The organism is Anaerolineae bacterium, from assembly GCA_013178015.1.
Lineage (GTDB): Bacteria > Chloroflexota > Anaerolineae > DRVO01 > DRVO01 > Ch71.
Window position 1 is genome coordinate 66,000 of sequence record JABLXR010000030.1, and the last position, 15,633, is coordinate 81,632.

The following is a 15,633-nucleotide window of genomic DNA, read 5'->3' on the forward strand; positions in this document are numbered from 1 at the left end:
CATTGTGTCGGAGAATGGGCCCATCGCCAGGAGTGACAGGCTCTGGTGGCATGATTGCCAGGAAGGACGGAGCGATGCCGTCCTGCCCCCTTGGACACCCCTGGCGGTCTCGCTAGAGGATGGCACAATGACCGTTGAGGCATGGGGCCGCTGCTATGCCTTCAGCGGGCTGCCCTTCCCCAAGGGCGTCGTTTCCACCGAAAGCGACATCCTCGCCGGGCCGGTACGGCTCGTCACAGTGGTGGAGGGCAGGGAGCAGTCGTGGTCGGGCCGACGGCTGGAGATCGCCCAGCAGAGCGAGGCCAGGGTGACCCTTCGATCGGCCGCCGAGGCGGCTGACCTGGAGCTCGAGGCGCAGGTGAGCGTGGAGTACGACGGCATGGTCCGGGTGGATTGGCAGGCCATCCCCAGGCGTTCGCTCCGCCTCGACCGGCTCGTCCTCGAGATTCCGTTCAAGCCAGAGCACGCCGGCTACCTGTACTTCTTCCCTGGCCGGTGGGCCAGCACCTATAACGCCATGGCTCTGCCCCCAGAGGGCAAGGCCATGCCCTTCCAGCCACTCGTCTGGCTGGGGAGCGAGGACCGCGGCCTGGCTTGGTTCTGCGAGAGCGACCACAACTGGCTGAGCGACGAGTCCGATGCCGTGACCGAGATCGAGCGCCGGGACGACCGCGTCATCCTCCGGCTGAACATAGTCAAACGGCCGGTGGAACTCGTTCCTGGAGCCCCCAAGCTGGACCGGCAGCGGGCGCTCACCCCCACCGAGCCGGTGGGCGAGTTGGCCTACACGTTCGGCTTCCAGGCTACGCCGGTGAAGCAGCCGGACAAGGATGCCTGGGACTACCGCCTGACGCACAACGGCGACTACGGCATCGAGTCCATCCCGGCCGACTTCGCCACCCTCACCTACAGCGCCTGGGGCAACGTGACCTTGGACCGGGGTAGCCTGGAGCTGTGGCTGCAGCCGGTCTTCGGCTTCACGTATGACTATGGACAGAGGCGGCCCATCGTCAGCCTCGACCTCCCGGGGGAGGCCGGTCTAGCGTGGTTCTGGAACCAGAACGACCGCAAGGTGCACTTCCAAGTGCGCGAGCAGGGTCGGGTGGTGGCGGACCTCTCCGGACCGGCCGATTGGCGGCCGGGCCAGTGGCACCATCTGGCCACCACCTGGGGCGAGGCCCTCAGGCTCTACGTGGACGGGGACCTGGTCTCAGAGACGAAGAGGCGGGGGACGGTGGAGGCTCCCCTCGCCAACGCCTTGCTGGTGTTCGGTGGCTCGCTGTGCGGGTTTACTCTGGATGAAATCCGCACCTCTTGGATCGCTCGCTCCCCCGAGGAGATCGAAGCCGCTGCCGGCGGTGCGTTCCCGTACGACAGTGAGGACGTGCACGTCCTTTTGCTGGATCACCTGGACAACACCTATGACCCCGGGAACATTGAGCACCTGGACAGCTATGGCACCTTCACCCGGCCTGCGATCTTCGGGCGTCGGTTCGGGGGGCAGGCAGGCAGGGACGCCGTCCGCTACGTCAACGGATACACCGGCATGGGCTTGGTGGATGGCGCGGGCCGCTTCGTGCCGGGCAAGTTCGGGCAGGGCCTGCAGCTAGGGGGCTGGCAGGAGCCAGTGCTAGACCGGCTCGCGCGCGAGGGCGTCAGGGGGGTCTGCTTCCACGAACACTGGACCGACTGGCAATCCTACCCGTGCACGGACAAGTATGCCGCCGAGATGCGCAGCCTGGTGCAAGGCTGCCACGAGCGGGACATCCAGCTGCTGCTCTACTATGGCTTCGACTTCTCGGCCCTGGCGCCGGAGTTCGAGGCCTACCACGAGGAGTGCCTGGTGAAGCCGCACCACGGCGGACGCACCTATACCTGCACCCCGGCGCCCTTGCAGCGCACTTTCACCGTCTGCTACCAGAGCGTGTGGCAGGATGCCATCGTGGCCGGTATCGCCCACATGATGGATGAGTACGACGTGGACGGCGTCTACCTAGACGGCACTGAGTATCCGCACGCCTGCGCCAACCTGGCCCACGGCTGCGGGTACGTGCGCGAGGATGGCAGTGTGGCTCAGACGTACCCCATCTTCGCCACCCGGGAGATCATGCGCCGCATCTACACCGTGGTGAAGTCTCGCAAGCCCGACGGCCAGGTGAACGTGCACAACTCCACCTGCATGACCATCCCCACCATTGCCTGGGCCACCAGCTTGTGGGACGGGGAGCAGTTCGGTCACATAGAACCTGGGCCGCACGCGCTGACGGTACTGCCGCTGGACGCCTTCCGCACCGAGTTCATGGGGCACCAGTGGGGCGTGCCGGGGGAGTTCCTCTGCTACGAACGGCCCTTTACCTACCAGCAGTCGCTCTCGGTGACGCTCCTGCATGATGTCCCAGTGCGGCCCATAGGCGCCGGCCCTAACCTCGACGTGGCGGGCAAGCTCTGGCGCACCATGGATGCTTTCGGGCGCAAGGAGGCGGAGTGGCTGCCCTACTGGCGCAACCAGGGGTTCGTTCAGGTAAGCCCTGAGGGTGCCCTGGCCAGCCTGTACCGCCACCCGGAGAACGGCGTCCTGATGGTGCTCTCCAACCTGGGACGCAGGTCAGCGCCGGTCACAGCGCGATTGAACCTGGAGCAGCTTGGGCTGGGAGTGGGCGCGATTGCCACGGACGCGATGAGCGGCGAGGTGCTCCCCTTGCGCGAGGGGGCCTTGCGGGTGGACTTGCCTTCTATGGGCTGGGTGCTGGCCTGGCTGAAGCAGCGGTGAGAGTAGCGGTGCTGCTCATCCGGACGCGAGAGGAGATCGCATGGGAGAAGTGCCTGACGAGGTGTACGAGCTACTGGCGATGACCGGCTCCAGAGCGACGGGGGCCTTCTGTGTCCTGGACCAGTCTGACGTGGACCGCCTGGCAGAGGCGGCGCTCACCATTCTCGACCGGCTGGGCATGACCTGTCAGAGCCCCACTCTGCTCAAGGCTCTGGAAAGCTGGGGGGCGCGGGTGGATCTGGCGGCTCAGCAGGTCACCTTCCCCCGCTCCCTGGTAGAGGATTTCGTCCGTAGGACGCGAGCAGAGGCTCAACCCGACAATGCCGCCCCGGCGTTCTTCCGGGCGCCGCCCATGCCCTGGACCTTCCATCCCCTGGCGGTCTACTTCTATGACGACGCCGGGCAGCAGAAGCGGGCTGGCAATCGAGATGACTTCATAGCCATGACCAAACTCGGCGACGTCCTGCACCCCGAGCGCGGCGTGGGCCATTCCCTGCTGCTCTCCGACGTTCCCTCCGAGGTGGAGCCGCTCGAGGCAGCCCTCCTGCTGTGCGAGTGGGGGCACCGGCCGCGCGGGGTCTACGTCCAGGATGTGCGCCAGATCCCCTACCTGCAGGAGATGGAGGACATCGCCGGCATCAGCGACCCATACTGGCACTGGATGGCGAACGTGAGCTTCTCCACCCCCTTGCGGCTGGGGCGCGACATCGCCGAACGGTTCGTGCGCATGGTGAGAAGCGGGCACTACCCGGCCCAGGTCTACAACTTCGCTGTCAGCGGGGTCAATATGCCGGCCACCGTGGCTGGGTGTGCTGCTCTGGCCGGGGCAGAGCTGCTTGCCCTGTGGATGGCGGCCCGAGCGCTGAGCCCGGATATCTCTCTGGAGGGAGGGCTGGCCTGGATCGCCACGGCGGACATGCGCACCGGGGACATCAGCTACTCCGGATACGACGCCACCATACGCAGCCTGGCCACCTGTGAGTTCCTCCGTCGCTGGACGGGCGTGACCGTCTCGCCGGGCGGCGGTGAGTACAACCCTTCCAGCATTCCCGGTACCTACACCGCTCTGGAGAAGGCGTACCGGGCCATGACCGTGGCTGCCTTCACCGGCGTGCACCCGGCGGTGGGGCTGGGGCACGTCGAGGCCGGACTCAGCCTGAGCCCCGTCCAACTCCTGCTGGACCGCGAGGTCACTGCCGGACTGGGCCTGCTAGAGCATCCGCCGGTGGACGAGGACACCTTGGGTCTGGACACCATCCTCTCGGTGGGCCATGGCGAGCACGGCACCTATCTGGAGACGGAACACACCCTGCGTCACTTCCGCTCCGCTCTGTGGCAGCCACGCCTCTTCGACCGGGGCGGGTGGGCTGGCATCGAGTCGGAGCAGGCAGTGCTGGCTCGGGCCCAGGATCGCGTCCGGGAACTGCTCGCCGAATATCGGAAGCCCGAGTTCGACCCGGACCGCTTGGAGAAGATGCGGGCTGTGGTGGCCCGGGCACGGCGCGAGATGCAGGGGGATCGTGGATAGGGCGTGATGGCGAGCGGTGAGTCACTGGCAAAGAGTGCTGGCTTACGGACCGCTATCCACTCACCACTCACCACTGTCTAGGAGAGAGCAACGTGGGCATGAGCGATGATGGCGCACGACTGGTTGGCATGTTGCGCACGATGTACCGCATTCGCTTCTTCGAGGAGCGGGTGAAGGAGCTGTTCGGGCAGAACCTAATCTGGGGCGGAGTGCACCTTTACATCGGCCAGGAGGCGGTGGCTACGGGTGCGTGCGCCGCCCTGCGCCGCGATGATTACCTGGTGAGCACGCACCGAGGTCATGGCCACTGCCTGGCCAAAGGGGGTGACATCCGACGCACTATGGCCGAGCTCATGGGGCGAGACACCGGCTATTGCAGGGGCCGCGGCGGCTCCATGCACCTCTTCGACCCAGAGATCGGACTGCTGGGCGGCAACGGCATCGTGGGCGCGGGACTTCCCATTGCTCTAGGGGCCGCCCTCTCCGCCCAGTACCGAGGCAGTGACCAGGTCTGTGCATGCTTCTTCAGCGACGGGGCGTCCAATCAGGGCACCTTCCACGAGTCGCTCAACCTGGCTGCGCTGTGGAAGCTGCCTTTGGTATACATCTGCGAGAACAACCTCTATGCCGCCACCACCCCGGCCTCCAAGACGCTGCCCTTGCCGGACATCTACGTCCGGGCAGCCGCTTACGGGATCCCCGGAGTGTCAGTGGACGGCAACGACGTAGAAGCGGTGTACCAGGCGGTCAGCCAAGCGGTGACGCGGGCCCGGGGTGGGGAGGGGCCATCACTGGTGGAGTGCAAGACCTACCGCATCGAGGGGCACTGCATGGTGCTGGATTGCCACCGCGATCCCGAGGAGCTGGCAGCCTGGAAGGAAAGGGATCCCATCCGAATGTTCGAGGGCCGTCTGCTGGAGATGGGCGTCATAGCCACTGATGACATCGCTGAGCTGCGCTCGCAGGCGGAGGCAGACGTCCGGGAGGCAGTCGAGTACGCCCAGGCCAGTCCCTTCCCTTCGGCGGATGACCTGGGATTGGCGGATCTTCCTGCCGCCGTGGTCGCCGGGTTCTAGCGGCCTGGTGCCTAGCTGGGGCCGGATACTTCGCTCATGGATAGAGGTGTGACCAAGTGCGCGAGTTGATGTACGTCCAGGCTCTCAATGAGGCTCTCGTCGAGGAGATGGGGCGTGACGCCTCGGTGTTTCTCATAGGAGAGGACATCGGCTACTCCGGCGGAGGTGTCTTCCGGGTCACCACCGGGCTGGCGGACAGGTTTGGCGACGGGCGAGTCAGGGAGACGCCCATATCGGAGTCGGCCATCATTGGCACGGCCGTGGGGGCCGCAGCAACCGGCCTCAGGCCCGTAGCCGAGATCATGTATATGGACTTCATTACCTGCGGCATGGACCAGGTGGCGAACCAGGCTGCCAAGATTAGCTTCATGTCCGGGGGACAGGTGAGGCTACCGCTGGTGATCAGAACACCCTCGGGGATGGGAACGCGGGAGGCGGCCCAGCACAGCCAGAGCCTCGAGGCCTGGTTCGTGCACACTCCTGGCCTGAAGGTGGTCATGCCGGCGACGGTGTATGACGCCAAGGGGCTGCTCAAGTCTAGCATCCGCGACGATGGCCCGGTGCTCTTCATCGAGAACCGTATGCTTTACTATGAGAAGGAGAGCGTGCCGGAGGGCGAGTGGGTGGTGCCGCTGGGCCAGGCTGCCATCAGGCGGGAGGGCGATCAGCTCACCGTCGTGGCCACCGCCTACGCTCTGCACAAGGCTCTGAAGGCGGCGGAGATGGTGGCGGGCGAAGTCAGCGTAGAGGTCATAGATCCCCGCACTCTAGTGCCCCTGGACATGGAAGCCATCACCCGCTCTCTAGAGAAGACGGGTCGCCTGCTGGTGGTACACGAAGCCCCCGTTCGGGGAGGCTTTGGGGCTGAGGTGGTGCGCCGGGCGATGGAGAGCGCGTTCGAGTACCTGGACTGCGCTCCCCGGGTGCTGGGTGGCGCCGCCACGCCCATGCCCTACAGCCCGCCGCTGGAGGATGCCTGCGTGCCGCAGGTGGAGGACATCGTGGCGGCCATGCGGGCCATGGTTGGCAGGTAGTGGTTAGGGGGTGGCGGCTAGTTTGGTGGAAGACGCCGCTCGCTCTCCACTGCTCATCAACCGCTATCCACTCCTCAGGAGGGTTACGTGACGCCACGAGAGAGGTTGCTGGCCGCCATCAACCGCAGGAAGCCGGACAGGCTGCCGAAGGCCATATCGTTCACCGAGCCAGCGCTGAGGGTATTCCGGGAGAAGACCGGGGCGACCGATCCTCAGGAGTACTTCGGGGTGGAGACCAGGTGGGTGAGCTTCGGCCCAACTAAGGTCAAGACAGACTGGACGCGGTTCCTGCCTGATCTGCCTGAGGGCGCCGAGTTCAGCGAGTGGGGGGTCGGATACCTCAAACGTCCCGACACCCACTACTTCCGATACGCGGGGCCCATGCGCAGCTTCACCACAGTGGAGCAGATCCGCTCCTATCCCTATCCGGACATCACCGCCGACTACCGCCATGCCGACCTGGAAGAACGGGTGGCAGCCCTGCAGGACCGGGGCTACGCCGTGGCCGGAAGCGTGACCCCCGAGGGTGGTGCCTTCTTCGAGGCCGCCTGGGTACTACGCGACTTGGATCAGCTTCTGGTTGATTTCGCCGCCAACCCCGAGATGGCCGACGCGTTGCTGGACGAGGTGTCGGAGCGCAGCGCCTTCATGTCCCGGCGGTTTGCCGAAGCCGGCGTGGACCTCATCTACACTGGTGACGACGTCGGCACGGAGCGGGCCATGCTCATCAGCCCGGCCACCTGGCGCCGGTTCATCAAGCCCCGGTTCGCCCGGGTCATCGCGGCGGCGCGGGAGGTGCGGCCCGACATCCCCGTGTTCTACCACTGCGACGGCTACTGCGAGCCCATCATCCCGGAGCTGATCGAGATCGGGGTGACCATCCTCAACCCGGTGCAGCCGGAGTGCATGGACCCCATCAAGCTCAAGCGGCGGTACGGCGACCAACTGGCGTTCTGGGGCACCATCGGCACCCAGACTACCATGCCTTTCGGCACCCCCGATGAGGTGCGGGCGGCGGTGAAGCGCATGTTCGAGACGGTGGGCGAGGGAGGGGGGTTGGTCATCGCCCCCACGCAGGTGATCGAGCCCGACGTCCCGTGGGAGAACATCGTCGCCTTCGCCGAAGCCGTGGCGGAGTGCGTTTATACGGTCGCTGACGCTTAGGCCAGGTGTGAGACCCCTGCCGTTCTTCGACATCAATGGAGCTATCGGCGAGCCTGTGTACTCCGCCGCCACCGGGCAGTTCGCCGGCTACCGCAGCGCCTCCGACTTGTTGGCGGAGATGGACCGCTGTGGGGTAGAGCGGTCGCTGGTCTGCCACTGGGAGGCGCTCAAGGTGCACCCCGCCTCGGGCAACGCACGCCTCATCGAGGAGGCGGGCGGGCACGAGCGACTCTTACCTTGCTGGGTGGTGCTGCCCCACTACACCGGCGAGATGTCCCGGCCGGCGGACCTGCTGAGCCGCATGCGCACCCTCGGCGTGAGGGCGGTGCGGCTGGTGCCGCACCTGTTCGGCTTCAGCCTGGACGACTGGTGTTCGGGAGAGCTCCTCGCCGTCTTGGAGAAGGAGCACATCCTCACCATAGTGGAGGCGACGCCGGCCGAACTGGCATTCTTGTGCGAACGATTCCCTCGTCTGCCGCTGGCGGGCACGGACACCAACCTGCGCCAGATGTACCCCCTGCTGGCTCGATACTCCAACCTCTACCTGAGCCTCGAGGGCGCCTCTCACCCGGAGATGGTGGAGGATGTGTGCCGGCGCTTCGGGCCCGGGCGTCTGCTCTTCGGTAGCCAGCGTCAAGCGCCCGTGTTTCCCACTGGAGACGTGGTGTATGAGCCGGGGGCATGGCGCTTGGGGCCTTCGTTGGCCACGGTGGCGTACGCCCGGGTATCCCGGAAGGCAAAGGAAGCCCTCGCCGGCAATACCCTGGCGACGCTCCTGGGGCTGCCCGCGGGTCGAGGCATGGCGCCCCAGGGCGAGGGAGAGATCATCGCTGCCGGGGCTGCTGGAGTCCCGGTGCCGGCCCGGGTGCTTGACGCCCACTTCCACCTGGGGCCGTGGGCCTACGGCCACCAGCCGGGAACTGACGTTGACGCCGCCCTGGCCATGATGGACGCAGCCGGGGTAGAGGTGGCCTGCGTCAGTTCAGCGTCGGCCGTGCAGGGCGGCGATCACTACCGCGGAAACCGGGAAGTGGCCCTGGTGTGCCGGGACCATCCCGACCGGTTCGTGGGCTTCGGCGTCATCAACCCGCATTTCCCGGACACCAGGGACGAGATTCGACGCTGCACAGAGCTCTACGGCTTCCGGGGACTGAAAGTGCACCCGCGCACTCACCAATGCAGCCTGGCCGATCCGAAGTACGTGCCTGTGTGGGAGGCGGCGGAGGACCCGGGGGTGCTGGTGCAGGCCCACACCGGCGAGCGCCAGACCGGCGCCAGCCCGAGGGCCTTCGAGGAGATCGCCAGCCGCTACCCTCGAGGCGTCTTTCACTTGGTACACTCCGGGGACAACCTGGAAGGGCTGCGCGTGTGTCTCGACCTCGCTTCCAAGCACCCGAACCTGTATCTCGGCACGTCGGACGTAGCCTTCATGTATGAGGGCATGCTGGAACACGCCGTTCGGCGACTGGGAGCTGACCGCATAGTGTTCGAGTCCGACTGTGCCACCATTGGCCTCAATCACTCCCTCGGGATCGTGCTGTTCTCGGCTCTGAGCGACCGCGACAAGGCTCTAATCCTCGGCGGCAACCTGGCCCGACTTCTTGGTCGCGGATGCCCGGACGCGCCGGCGGGCCGGAGCGCATAGCCCCGGTCTTCCGTCCCACTCCTAGAAGCATCTCCACAGTCGACCTGGACCTGCGAGGGCGACAGGGTGAAGCCACCGCTGGGAGCCAGCGCCCCCTTCGGCAGCCGGAAGCTGGCCGTACAGTGACGGCGACAGAGGCGGGCCCCTTCTTGTCGAGCCCGGCGAACGATCAGCTCCACGGAGGAGTTTGGTGCCGCCTGGGCGGCCCGCACGGCCCACTTGGGGATGAAGCTGGTAAGCTGACCCAGAGGCCCGAGTGAGAGCGCCGCGAGGGCGACCCTGGTAGGCGGGGTGGTCCAGGTTGGCCATTTGGGCTATATTGGAGCAGCGCATTGGGTAGTCCAACCTAGGTGGACACACGACAGGGGAAGGAGGAGACATGAGCTCGAATCGCCGCCTGATTAGGGTCCCATCCGAGACGTACGTGTATGCCGAGATAGACCCTGATGACCTCCAGAAGAGTGCCTCCAACATCATGCTGAAGCTGGCCGGCTTCCGCAGTTTCACCTACCTGCATCCCTACGAGGAAGTAGATCCGGCCGCTGCCCCCGAGGACATCCGCGAGCAGTATGAGAGCGGCAACTTGGCGCGGCAGTTCCCCTTGGAGGAGGAGCCTTCGGAGGACGACGAGGAGGAGCCTATCGAGCTCAGCTTCACCGACGGAGCCCAGCCGCAGGCTGGCATGGCGGTATGCCGACTCCATTCCGCCACCTATGTGGCCATCGAGGCCCCGGAAGACCCGGAGAAGACCTGGGAGGCGGTCCGAGCGCTTCTGGGCACGCAGAAAGCGGTGTCAGTGGCAGAGGCGGAGGTGCAGGTGGTGCCTTTGGAGCGGGCCCCGGAGGACGTTCGGCTCTGGGTGTACTACGCTGCCGCCGATCGGGTGGTGGTGCCGCTATGGCCGGAGGAGCAGATAGAGGACCCCGAGCGGGTGATGGCGTGGAAGGACATGCCCCGGAAGTTGGCTCAGCCTGAGCCCTACACCGGACCCTACGTGAGAGTGGTGGCCGTCCATCCCGAGCATGTGCGGGGGATGCTCTGCCGAATGTGGCATCAGCGTCGGGACGAGAGCTCAGGCATCGGTACCGTACGGGGGAAGTACCCGGTAGATGTCGCTGTGTCCGTGCCCAGCGAAAAGCGTACGCCTCACATACACTCCTTCTCCTCGGTGGCGACGCGCGACTGGCGCCCGGGCCTGGTGTTCTACAGCAGGACAGACGAGGACGGTTGTCCACTCTCCTACGTGGGGGAGCGGCTGGAGCAGTACTGCGTGCCCCGCGGCTGGGTGTCGGAGAAGGTGTGGCGCTCCTGGCTGAAGGATGAGGGCAAGTAGCAGCAATGAGAGGAGATGAGTCACGAGACCACTAGCGGCCAGGCGGTGAAGGCCGGGGACGGCGGAGTGGCCAAGGGCTGCAGACCGGACGCATCCCAAGTGGGGGCGCTGAGGGTGGCGTCGCCGAGCCGTGGGACGTCGGTGGAGCGCGTCGCTCTGGTGGCGCCGTACGACTACGCCTACCGGGGAGGGGTCAACACCCACATCTCCAGCTTGGCACGTACCTACCAGGGGCTCGGCCTGCACGTGCGGGTGATTGCTGCCTGCTCGGAGACGGAGAACCCCCCCGAGCTGCTCATCAGCGCCTCTAGCAGCACCATTCCCATCCAGTACAGCGGCAGCACCGCCTACGTTAGCCTCTCGGCTCGCGCTTACGGTCGCATTCGGGACGTGCTTCGCACTGAGGCATTCGATGTCATCCACCTCCACGAGCCGTTGACGCCGACCATCCCTTTCTACGCCCTTCTTCACTCCCAGACCCTGAATGTGGGGACGTTTCACGCTTACCGCGACTCGCGCTTCAGCTTGTACCAGGCAGCAGTGGCACTGCGGCCGCTGATGGATAAGCTGGACGGGCGGGTGGCCGTCAGCCCGGCGGCTCGGGACTACGTAGCCCGCTTCTTCCCTGGTGAGTACGTCATCATACCCAACGGGATCAACTACGAGTTCTTTGCCGCCGAGGGGGTGAGCCGCGTGCAGCGCTTCGGCGATGGGCGGCCCAACATCCTCTTCGTAGGACGGTTGGACAAGCGCAAGGGGTTCAAGTTCTTGCTGCGGGCCTACGAACAGGTGAAGCGAGCTTGCCCGGAGGTTCGGCTACTGGCGGTCGGAGGGTTTGATCAGGAAGAGGCAAGCGAGTTTTTGGATTTCGCCGAGGAACGGCGGCTACCCGATGTTCACATGATCGGCTACGTGAGCGACGAAGAGCTCCGGGCCTACTACAACACCAGTGACGTGGTATGCGTGCCCTCTACCGGGTTCGAGTCTTTCGGGTACGTGCTGATAGAGGCCATGGCGGTGGGCAAGCCGGTGGTCGCCTCTGACATCGCTGGCTACCGGTTCGTCCTTGAGCATGGGCGTCAGGGCCTTCTCGTGCCGCCGGAGGACCCGGGAGCGCTGGCGGAGGCGCTCATCCGCCTCCTGCGCCAGCCGGAGCAGCGACGAGCGATGGGCCAGGCGGGTAAGGCGCGGGCTGCCGAGTTTTCCTGGAAGCGGGTGGCGCGGTCTTTGGTGGACTACTACGAAGAACTGCTACAACGTCGCCGGAAGAGGGCCAGCGCATGGTATCAGATCGGCTGAGGGCTCTCCTCAGCCCCGTGCTCAACAGCATCGCCGGGCGCTTGGCCCGGCTGGGCCTGACCCCCAACAGCCTGACCGTCATTGGGCTGGTCCTCAACGTCGGCGTGGCCCTCGTGCTGGCTTCCGGGTGCCTCCGGTGGGGGGGCGTGCTCATCCTGGTGGCCAGCCTGGCCGACGGGCTGGACGGGGCGCTGGCACGTCATACTGGCAGTGTGACTCGGTTTGGAGCCTTCTTTGACTCTACGCTGGACCGCTACGCTGAGGCCGCCCTGTTCACGGGCCTGGTGTGGCACTTCGCCACGGTCGGAGCGCGCACAGAGGCGGTTCTGGCGGTGGTGGCCCTGTTCGGCAGCCTGGCCGTGTCCTACGCTCGGGCCCGAGCCGAGGGGCTGGGCATCTCCTGCACGGTGGGGCTCCTGACCAGAGCGGAGAGGATGATAGTGCTGGCGCTGGGCCTGGCGGCAGGGCTGACGCTCGCGACTCTGTGGGTGTTGGCCGTCTTCACCCACATCACCGCTATCCAGCGCATTCTGCACGTGCACAAGGTGGCCGCAGCGGAGGGGCAGACGCTCCGGTAGGGCCATCGGTGCTGGCCACCTCTTTCCCTCATTCCGCCGGAGGCCACCGGGACTTCGGCAGCATCGGGGGCAGCAGAGTCCACGGCACTGCCGGATCGGCCTGCCCGGCCGCTCTCTACCGATCGAGCCGGTCGCCTTTCATCCGCAGGTTGCCGGCGGTGTCCTTCCTGGGGGCTTGTGCCTCCCTACCTACCCGGCAAGGGGTGCTCCTGGAAGAACTCCCACATGGTCTGGGTGGCGTCTATGTCGTACGTGGTGCGGTTGGCGATCAACTCGGGCAGAGCTATGCCTCCCGGCCAGGTGTGTCCCCCGCCGGCGATCACGTAGAAGACTACGTCTGCCTCGCAGTCAGTGAACTGACGGCCGGTTACCTCGTCGCTGATGGAGAGCTCCCTCGGCGGCCCGTTACAGCCGTTTCGCCTGGCCAGGGTTTCGACCCACTCGGGAACATTGGGGAAGGGTGAGCCGAAAGGCCGACTCGGTCCTCCGTCAAAAGGCACTATGGGATCATCGGTGCCGTGGAAGACGATGGCGGGCACCGGACGCGCCGGGTTGCATTCCTCCCAAGGGAGGACGTAGGCACCGGCGACCATGCCTACAGCCGCGATACGCTCCGACAAGGCACAGGCCAGTAAGAAGGACATCCCGCCCCCGTTTGACAGCCCGTTCACGTATATGCGGTCAGGAGCGATGTTGTACTTGCTCTCCAAGTGGGCGATGAGATCGGAGACAAACCTGACGTCCACCTGAGGATCGTCTCCAGCGGCGGAGACGCCCCCCGCCCGCCAGCGGCGGGGGAAGCCGGTCCCGGAGGGGTACACCACGATGAACCCATGCTGGTCGGCTAGGGCGTTCCATCGGCTTAGCTGCATCTGGTGGGCGGGCCACTGGGCGAAGCCGTGGATGGTGATGACGAGAGAGGTAGGGGTGGCAGGGTCGTAGCTGTCGGGAACATAGAGCAGGTACGTCCGCTCCTGGCCCGACGACACCAAGGACCCGTTGGTTTGGTCAAGCAGCCGGAACCCCACCGCTGCTGCGAGGAAGAGAAGGGCGAGGAGTCCCATTAGCACCAGAGCAGGTCTGGCCAGGCGCCTCATCATCTATCTGTCCACTCCATGTTTGGCCTGGATGCCGGCCGAGGCAGCGGAGGCGGCCCGAAGCGCATCTCCCGCAGCGCTCGGGCTACCGGGGAGACGGGCTGAGTCATCGAGATCGGAGGATCTCCTTGATCTCGCGGACCTCCTTGAGCAACTGACCCAGCGCACGGTCGATCTCCGGCTCGGGGGCGCCTTCGGTGGTGGTGGCGCCACTGATCCGGCGGTAGCGACGCAACTCCTCTCGCACCAGTTCGTGCACGGCTTCGTAGTCGCGCAGCCCCGAAAGTACGGCCTCAGAGGCAGTCTGCCCAGACAATCCGGCCGTTTCGACTTTGAGCGTCCCCATCCCCAGCAGCCTGTCGAGCGGACCGCGGGCCAGATGGAGGTTGGTGACCGTCCGGTAGGGCACTACCTTCACTGAGCGGGTGATGATGCCCTTGAACACCACGATCTCATCTTCTCTCAGTTCGTAGCGAATGGACCGGAAGTATAGGGGCAGTAGGATAGAGGTGGGCACCAGCCAGAGGGCATTAGCGATCAGGAACAGGATCACGTAGGCCCAGCCCAGCTCGGGAATGAGCCCCAGCAAGACAAGGGGGAAGATGAACACCAGGAAGATGAGCAAGGTGTTCAGGTAGAGCTTGACCAGGTAGGCCCGGTCGGGGAGTACCACTCTCGTGGCCTGGCTCATCGGTTTCTCCTTGGCCTGCCGAGTGGATAGCAGCTAGCGGTGCCGAACTAGCGGGCCGTGCCTCAATGACTGCCCACCGTCCGGCATCCGCTGCCGCTAGTACGCGAACAGAGGCGCCACCGACTCGCCGGTAAGGTTGCGCCGGATGGCCTCGCCAAACACGGGCGCCACCGACAGGACCTTCATGTTGGGGAGGCGCCTCTCCGGGGGGATGGGAACGGTGTTGGTGACCACGATCTCGGCGATCTCAGGTATGTTCGCCAGGCGCTCGATCGCGGGACCGCTGAAGAGGCCGTGAGTACAGGTGACGTAGAACTCCTCCGCCCCCTCTTCCCGGAGCAGCCGGATGATCTCTACCATGGACCCAGCAGTGGCGATCTCGTCATCGTAGACGATGCAGCGCCTGGTGTGGACGGTGCCGATAAGGCCGTGTACCTCCACTCGATCGTCGCTCACCCTCTCCTTGTTGCCGGCGACCAGGGGCAGGCCCAGTGCACGGGCGAATTTGCTGGCTCGCTTGGCGTTGCCGATGTCCGGGGTGACCACGCAGGTGTCGGATAGGTCCTTGCCCTGGAAGTACTGCACGAAGGTGGTCTGGGCGGAGAGGTGGTCCATGGGGACGCTGAAGAAGCCGTGCACCTGAGGAGAGTGCAAGGTCATGGTCATGACGTGCTGCGCGCCTGCAGTGACCAGCAAGTCGGCCACCAGACGGGCGGCGATGGATATGCGGGGTTCATCCTTCTTGTCGGAGCGGGCGTAGGAGAAGTAGGGGATGACAGCATTGATCCGGTGGGCCGAAGTGCTGCGGGCCGCGTCTAGCAGAAGCAGCAATTCCATGAGGTGCTCCTGTGCCGGGGGCGAGAGGGTCTGCACGATGAAGACCTCGCCCTCGCGCACCGTTTCCAGGAGCTGCACGTACAAGTTGTCGTTGCTGAATCGGACGATGCGGCAAGGGCTCACTTCCAGGCCCAGGTAGCTGGCAATCTCCTGAGCCAGCTCGGGATGGGATGAGCCGCTGAAGATGCGCGGACGGCGACCCTCACTGCTCGTCGGCACTTTCCCTCGCCTCCCATTCCGCCAGTGTCTGTCGGTACTCCTCCTCACTGATGATCGTGCCGCCCTGGGCCTGCTGTGACTCCGGGCGCTTCTGCTTGTCAAAGGTAAGGTCCACCTCGATGGGGACGTAGCAGCGGCGGCTGCCGATCACCGTCTTGTGGCTGCTGTAGTAGTCGGGGTAGTCGGAACCGCCTGCCGACGTGCTGTGCCACTCGGGGCTGAGGTCGTTGCGCAAGTCGACCCGGAGGGCCAGGGGCTCGCCGCAGGTGTTGCAGCGGAGATACACGGTGTGCGTCTGGCTCTCGGAGGAGCGAGGTCCACCGGAGAACAGCGCCTTCAGCTTGTCGAGGAAACCCACGTCC

At 65.6% G+C, this 15,633-nt stretch carries 13 protein-coding genes; 9 read left to right on the forward strand and 4 right to left on the reverse strand.

The window, feature by feature from the left end; translation table 11 throughout:
- Positions 1–127 precede the first annotated feature (127 nt).
- The 9 genes from HPY83_12390 to HPY83_12430 all read left to right on the forward strand — a co-directional run bounded on the left by HPY83_12390 (position 128) and on the right by HPY83_12430 (position 12,427).
- Positions 128–2,770 (forward strand): LamG domain-containing protein, encoded by a 2,643-nt coding sequence (locus tag HPY83_12390; GenBank protein NPV08743.1) that lies wholly within the window; start codon positions 128–130, stop codon positions 2,768–2,770.
- A gap of 40 nt (positions 2,771–2,810) precedes the next feature.
- Positions 2,811–4,298 (forward strand): hypothetical protein, encoded by a 1,488-nt coding sequence (locus tag HPY83_12395; GenBank protein NPV08744.1) that lies wholly within the window; start codon positions 2,811–2,813, stop codon positions 4,296–4,298.
- A gap of 98 nt (positions 4,299–4,396) precedes the next feature.
- Positions 4,397–5,374, forward strand: coding sequence for a thiamine pyrophosphate-dependent dehydrogenase E1 component subunit alpha (locus HPY83_12400; protein ID NPV08745.1), 978 nt, complete (start codon positions 4,397–4,399; stop codon positions 5,372–5,374).
- Between the two features lie 68 nt (positions 5,375–5,442).
- Positions 5,443–6,408 carry an alpha-ketoacid dehydrogenase subunit beta gene (locus tag HPY83_12405; GenBank protein ID NPV08746.1) on the forward strand — a complete coding sequence of 322 codons (966 nt, stop codon included), beginning with the start codon at positions 5,443–5,445 and terminating at the stop codon, positions 6,406–6,408.
- A gap of 87 nt (positions 6,409–6,495) precedes the next feature.
- Positions 6,496–7,572, forward strand: a complete 1,077-nt coding sequence (locus tag HPY83_12410) for a hypothetical protein (GenBank protein ID NPV08747.1) — start codon at positions 6,496–6,498, stop codon at positions 7,570–7,572.
- Positions 7,573–7,579: 7 nt separating this feature from the next.
- Entirely contained in the window at positions 7,580–9,217 is a 1,638-nt protein-coding gene (locus HPY83_12415) for an amidohydrolase family protein (protein ID NPV08748.1), read from the forward strand.
- 379 nt (positions 9,218–9,596) lie between these two features.
- Complete coding sequence (locus HPY83_12420; GenBank protein NPV08749.1) at positions 9,597–10,550, forward strand: hypothetical protein; 954 nt, start codon at positions 9,597–9,599, stop codon at positions 10,548–10,550.
- A gap of 15 nt (positions 10,551–10,565) precedes the next feature.
- The gene (locus HPY83_12425; GenBank protein ID NPV08750.1) at positions 10,566–11,849 is read left to right on the forward strand and encodes a glycosyltransferase family 4 protein; all 1,284 of its coding nucleotides are present in this window, start codon (positions 10,566–10,568) and stop codon (positions 11,847–11,849) included.
- A complete protein-coding gene (locus tag HPY83_12430; protein NPV08751.1) occupies positions 11,831–12,427 on the forward strand; it encodes a CDP-alcohol phosphatidyltransferase family protein in 597 nt (198 codons plus the stop codon). The genes HPY83_12425 and HPY83_12430 overlap by 19 nt, the downstream gene beginning before the upstream one ends.
- A gap of 185 nt (positions 12,428–12,612) precedes the next feature.
- Here the strand turns inward: HPY83_12430 and HPY83_12435 are convergent, their stop codons facing one another.
- The 4 genes from HPY83_12435 to HPY83_12450 form a co-directional block, all read right to left on the reverse strand.
- Entirely contained in the window at positions 12,613–13,527 is a 915-nt protein-coding gene (locus HPY83_12435) for a hypothetical protein (GenBank protein ID NPV08752.1), read from the reverse strand.
- A 103-nt stretch (positions 13,528–13,630) separates the two neighbouring features.
- The gene (locus HPY83_12440; protein NPV08753.1) at positions 13,631–14,215 is read right to left on the reverse strand and encodes a PH domain-containing protein; all 585 of its coding nucleotides are present in this window, start codon (positions 14,213–14,215) and stop codon (positions 13,631–13,633) included.
- A 96-nt stretch (positions 14,216–14,311) separates the two neighbouring features.
- The gene (locus HPY83_12445; protein ID NPV08754.1) at positions 14,312–15,238 is read right to left on the reverse strand and encodes a ribose-phosphate pyrophosphokinase; all 927 of its coding nucleotides are present in this window, start codon (positions 15,236–15,238) and stop codon (positions 14,312–14,314) included.
- A gap of 16 nt (positions 15,239–15,254) precedes the next feature.
- Positions 15,255–15,629, reverse strand: a complete 375-nt coding sequence (locus HPY83_12450) for a hypothetical protein (protein ID NPV08755.1) — start codon at positions 15,627–15,629, stop codon at positions 15,255–15,257.
- Positions 15,630–15,633: the final 4 nt, after the last annotated feature.

What these genes read in the sequence shown, in the direction of transcription:
- HPY83_12390 (NPV08743.1), top strand. Translation starts at nt 128, where the DNA reads ATGACCGTTGAGGCATGGGGCCGCTGCTATGCCTTCAGCGGGCTGCCC.
- HPY83_12395 (NPV08744.1), top strand. Translation starts at nt 2,811, where the DNA reads ATGGGAGAAGTGCCTGACGAGGTGTACGAGCTACTGGCGATGACCGGC.
- HPY83_12400 (NPV08745.1), top strand. Translation starts at nt 4,397, where the DNA reads ATGAGCGATGATGGCGCACGACTGGTTGGCATGTTGCGCACGATGTAC.
- HPY83_12405 (NPV08746.1), top strand. Translation starts at nt 5,443, where the DNA reads ATGTACGTCCAGGCTCTCAATGAGGCTCTCGTCGAGGAGATGGGGCGT.
- HPY83_12420 (NPV08749.1), top strand. Translation starts at nt 9,597, where the DNA reads ATGAGCTCGAATCGCCGCCTGATTAGGGTCCCATCCGAGACGTACGTG.
- HPY83_12425 (NPV08750.1), top strand. Translation starts at nt 10,566, where the DNA reads ATGAGTCACGAGACCACTAGCGGCCAGGCGGTGAAGGCCGGGGACGGC.
- HPY83_12430 (NPV08751.1), top strand. Translation starts at nt 11,831, where the DNA reads ATGGTATCAGATCGGCTGAGGGCTCTCCTCAGCCCCGTGCTCAACAGC.
- HPY83_12435 (NPV08752.1), bottom strand. Translation starts at nt 13,527, where the DNA reads ATGATGAGGCGCCTGGCCAGACCTGCTCTGGTGCTAATGGGACTCCTC.
- HPY83_12440 (NPV08753.1), bottom strand. Translation starts at nt 14,215, where the DNA reads ATGAGCCAGGCCACGAGAGTGGTACTCCCCGACCGGGCCTACCTGGTC.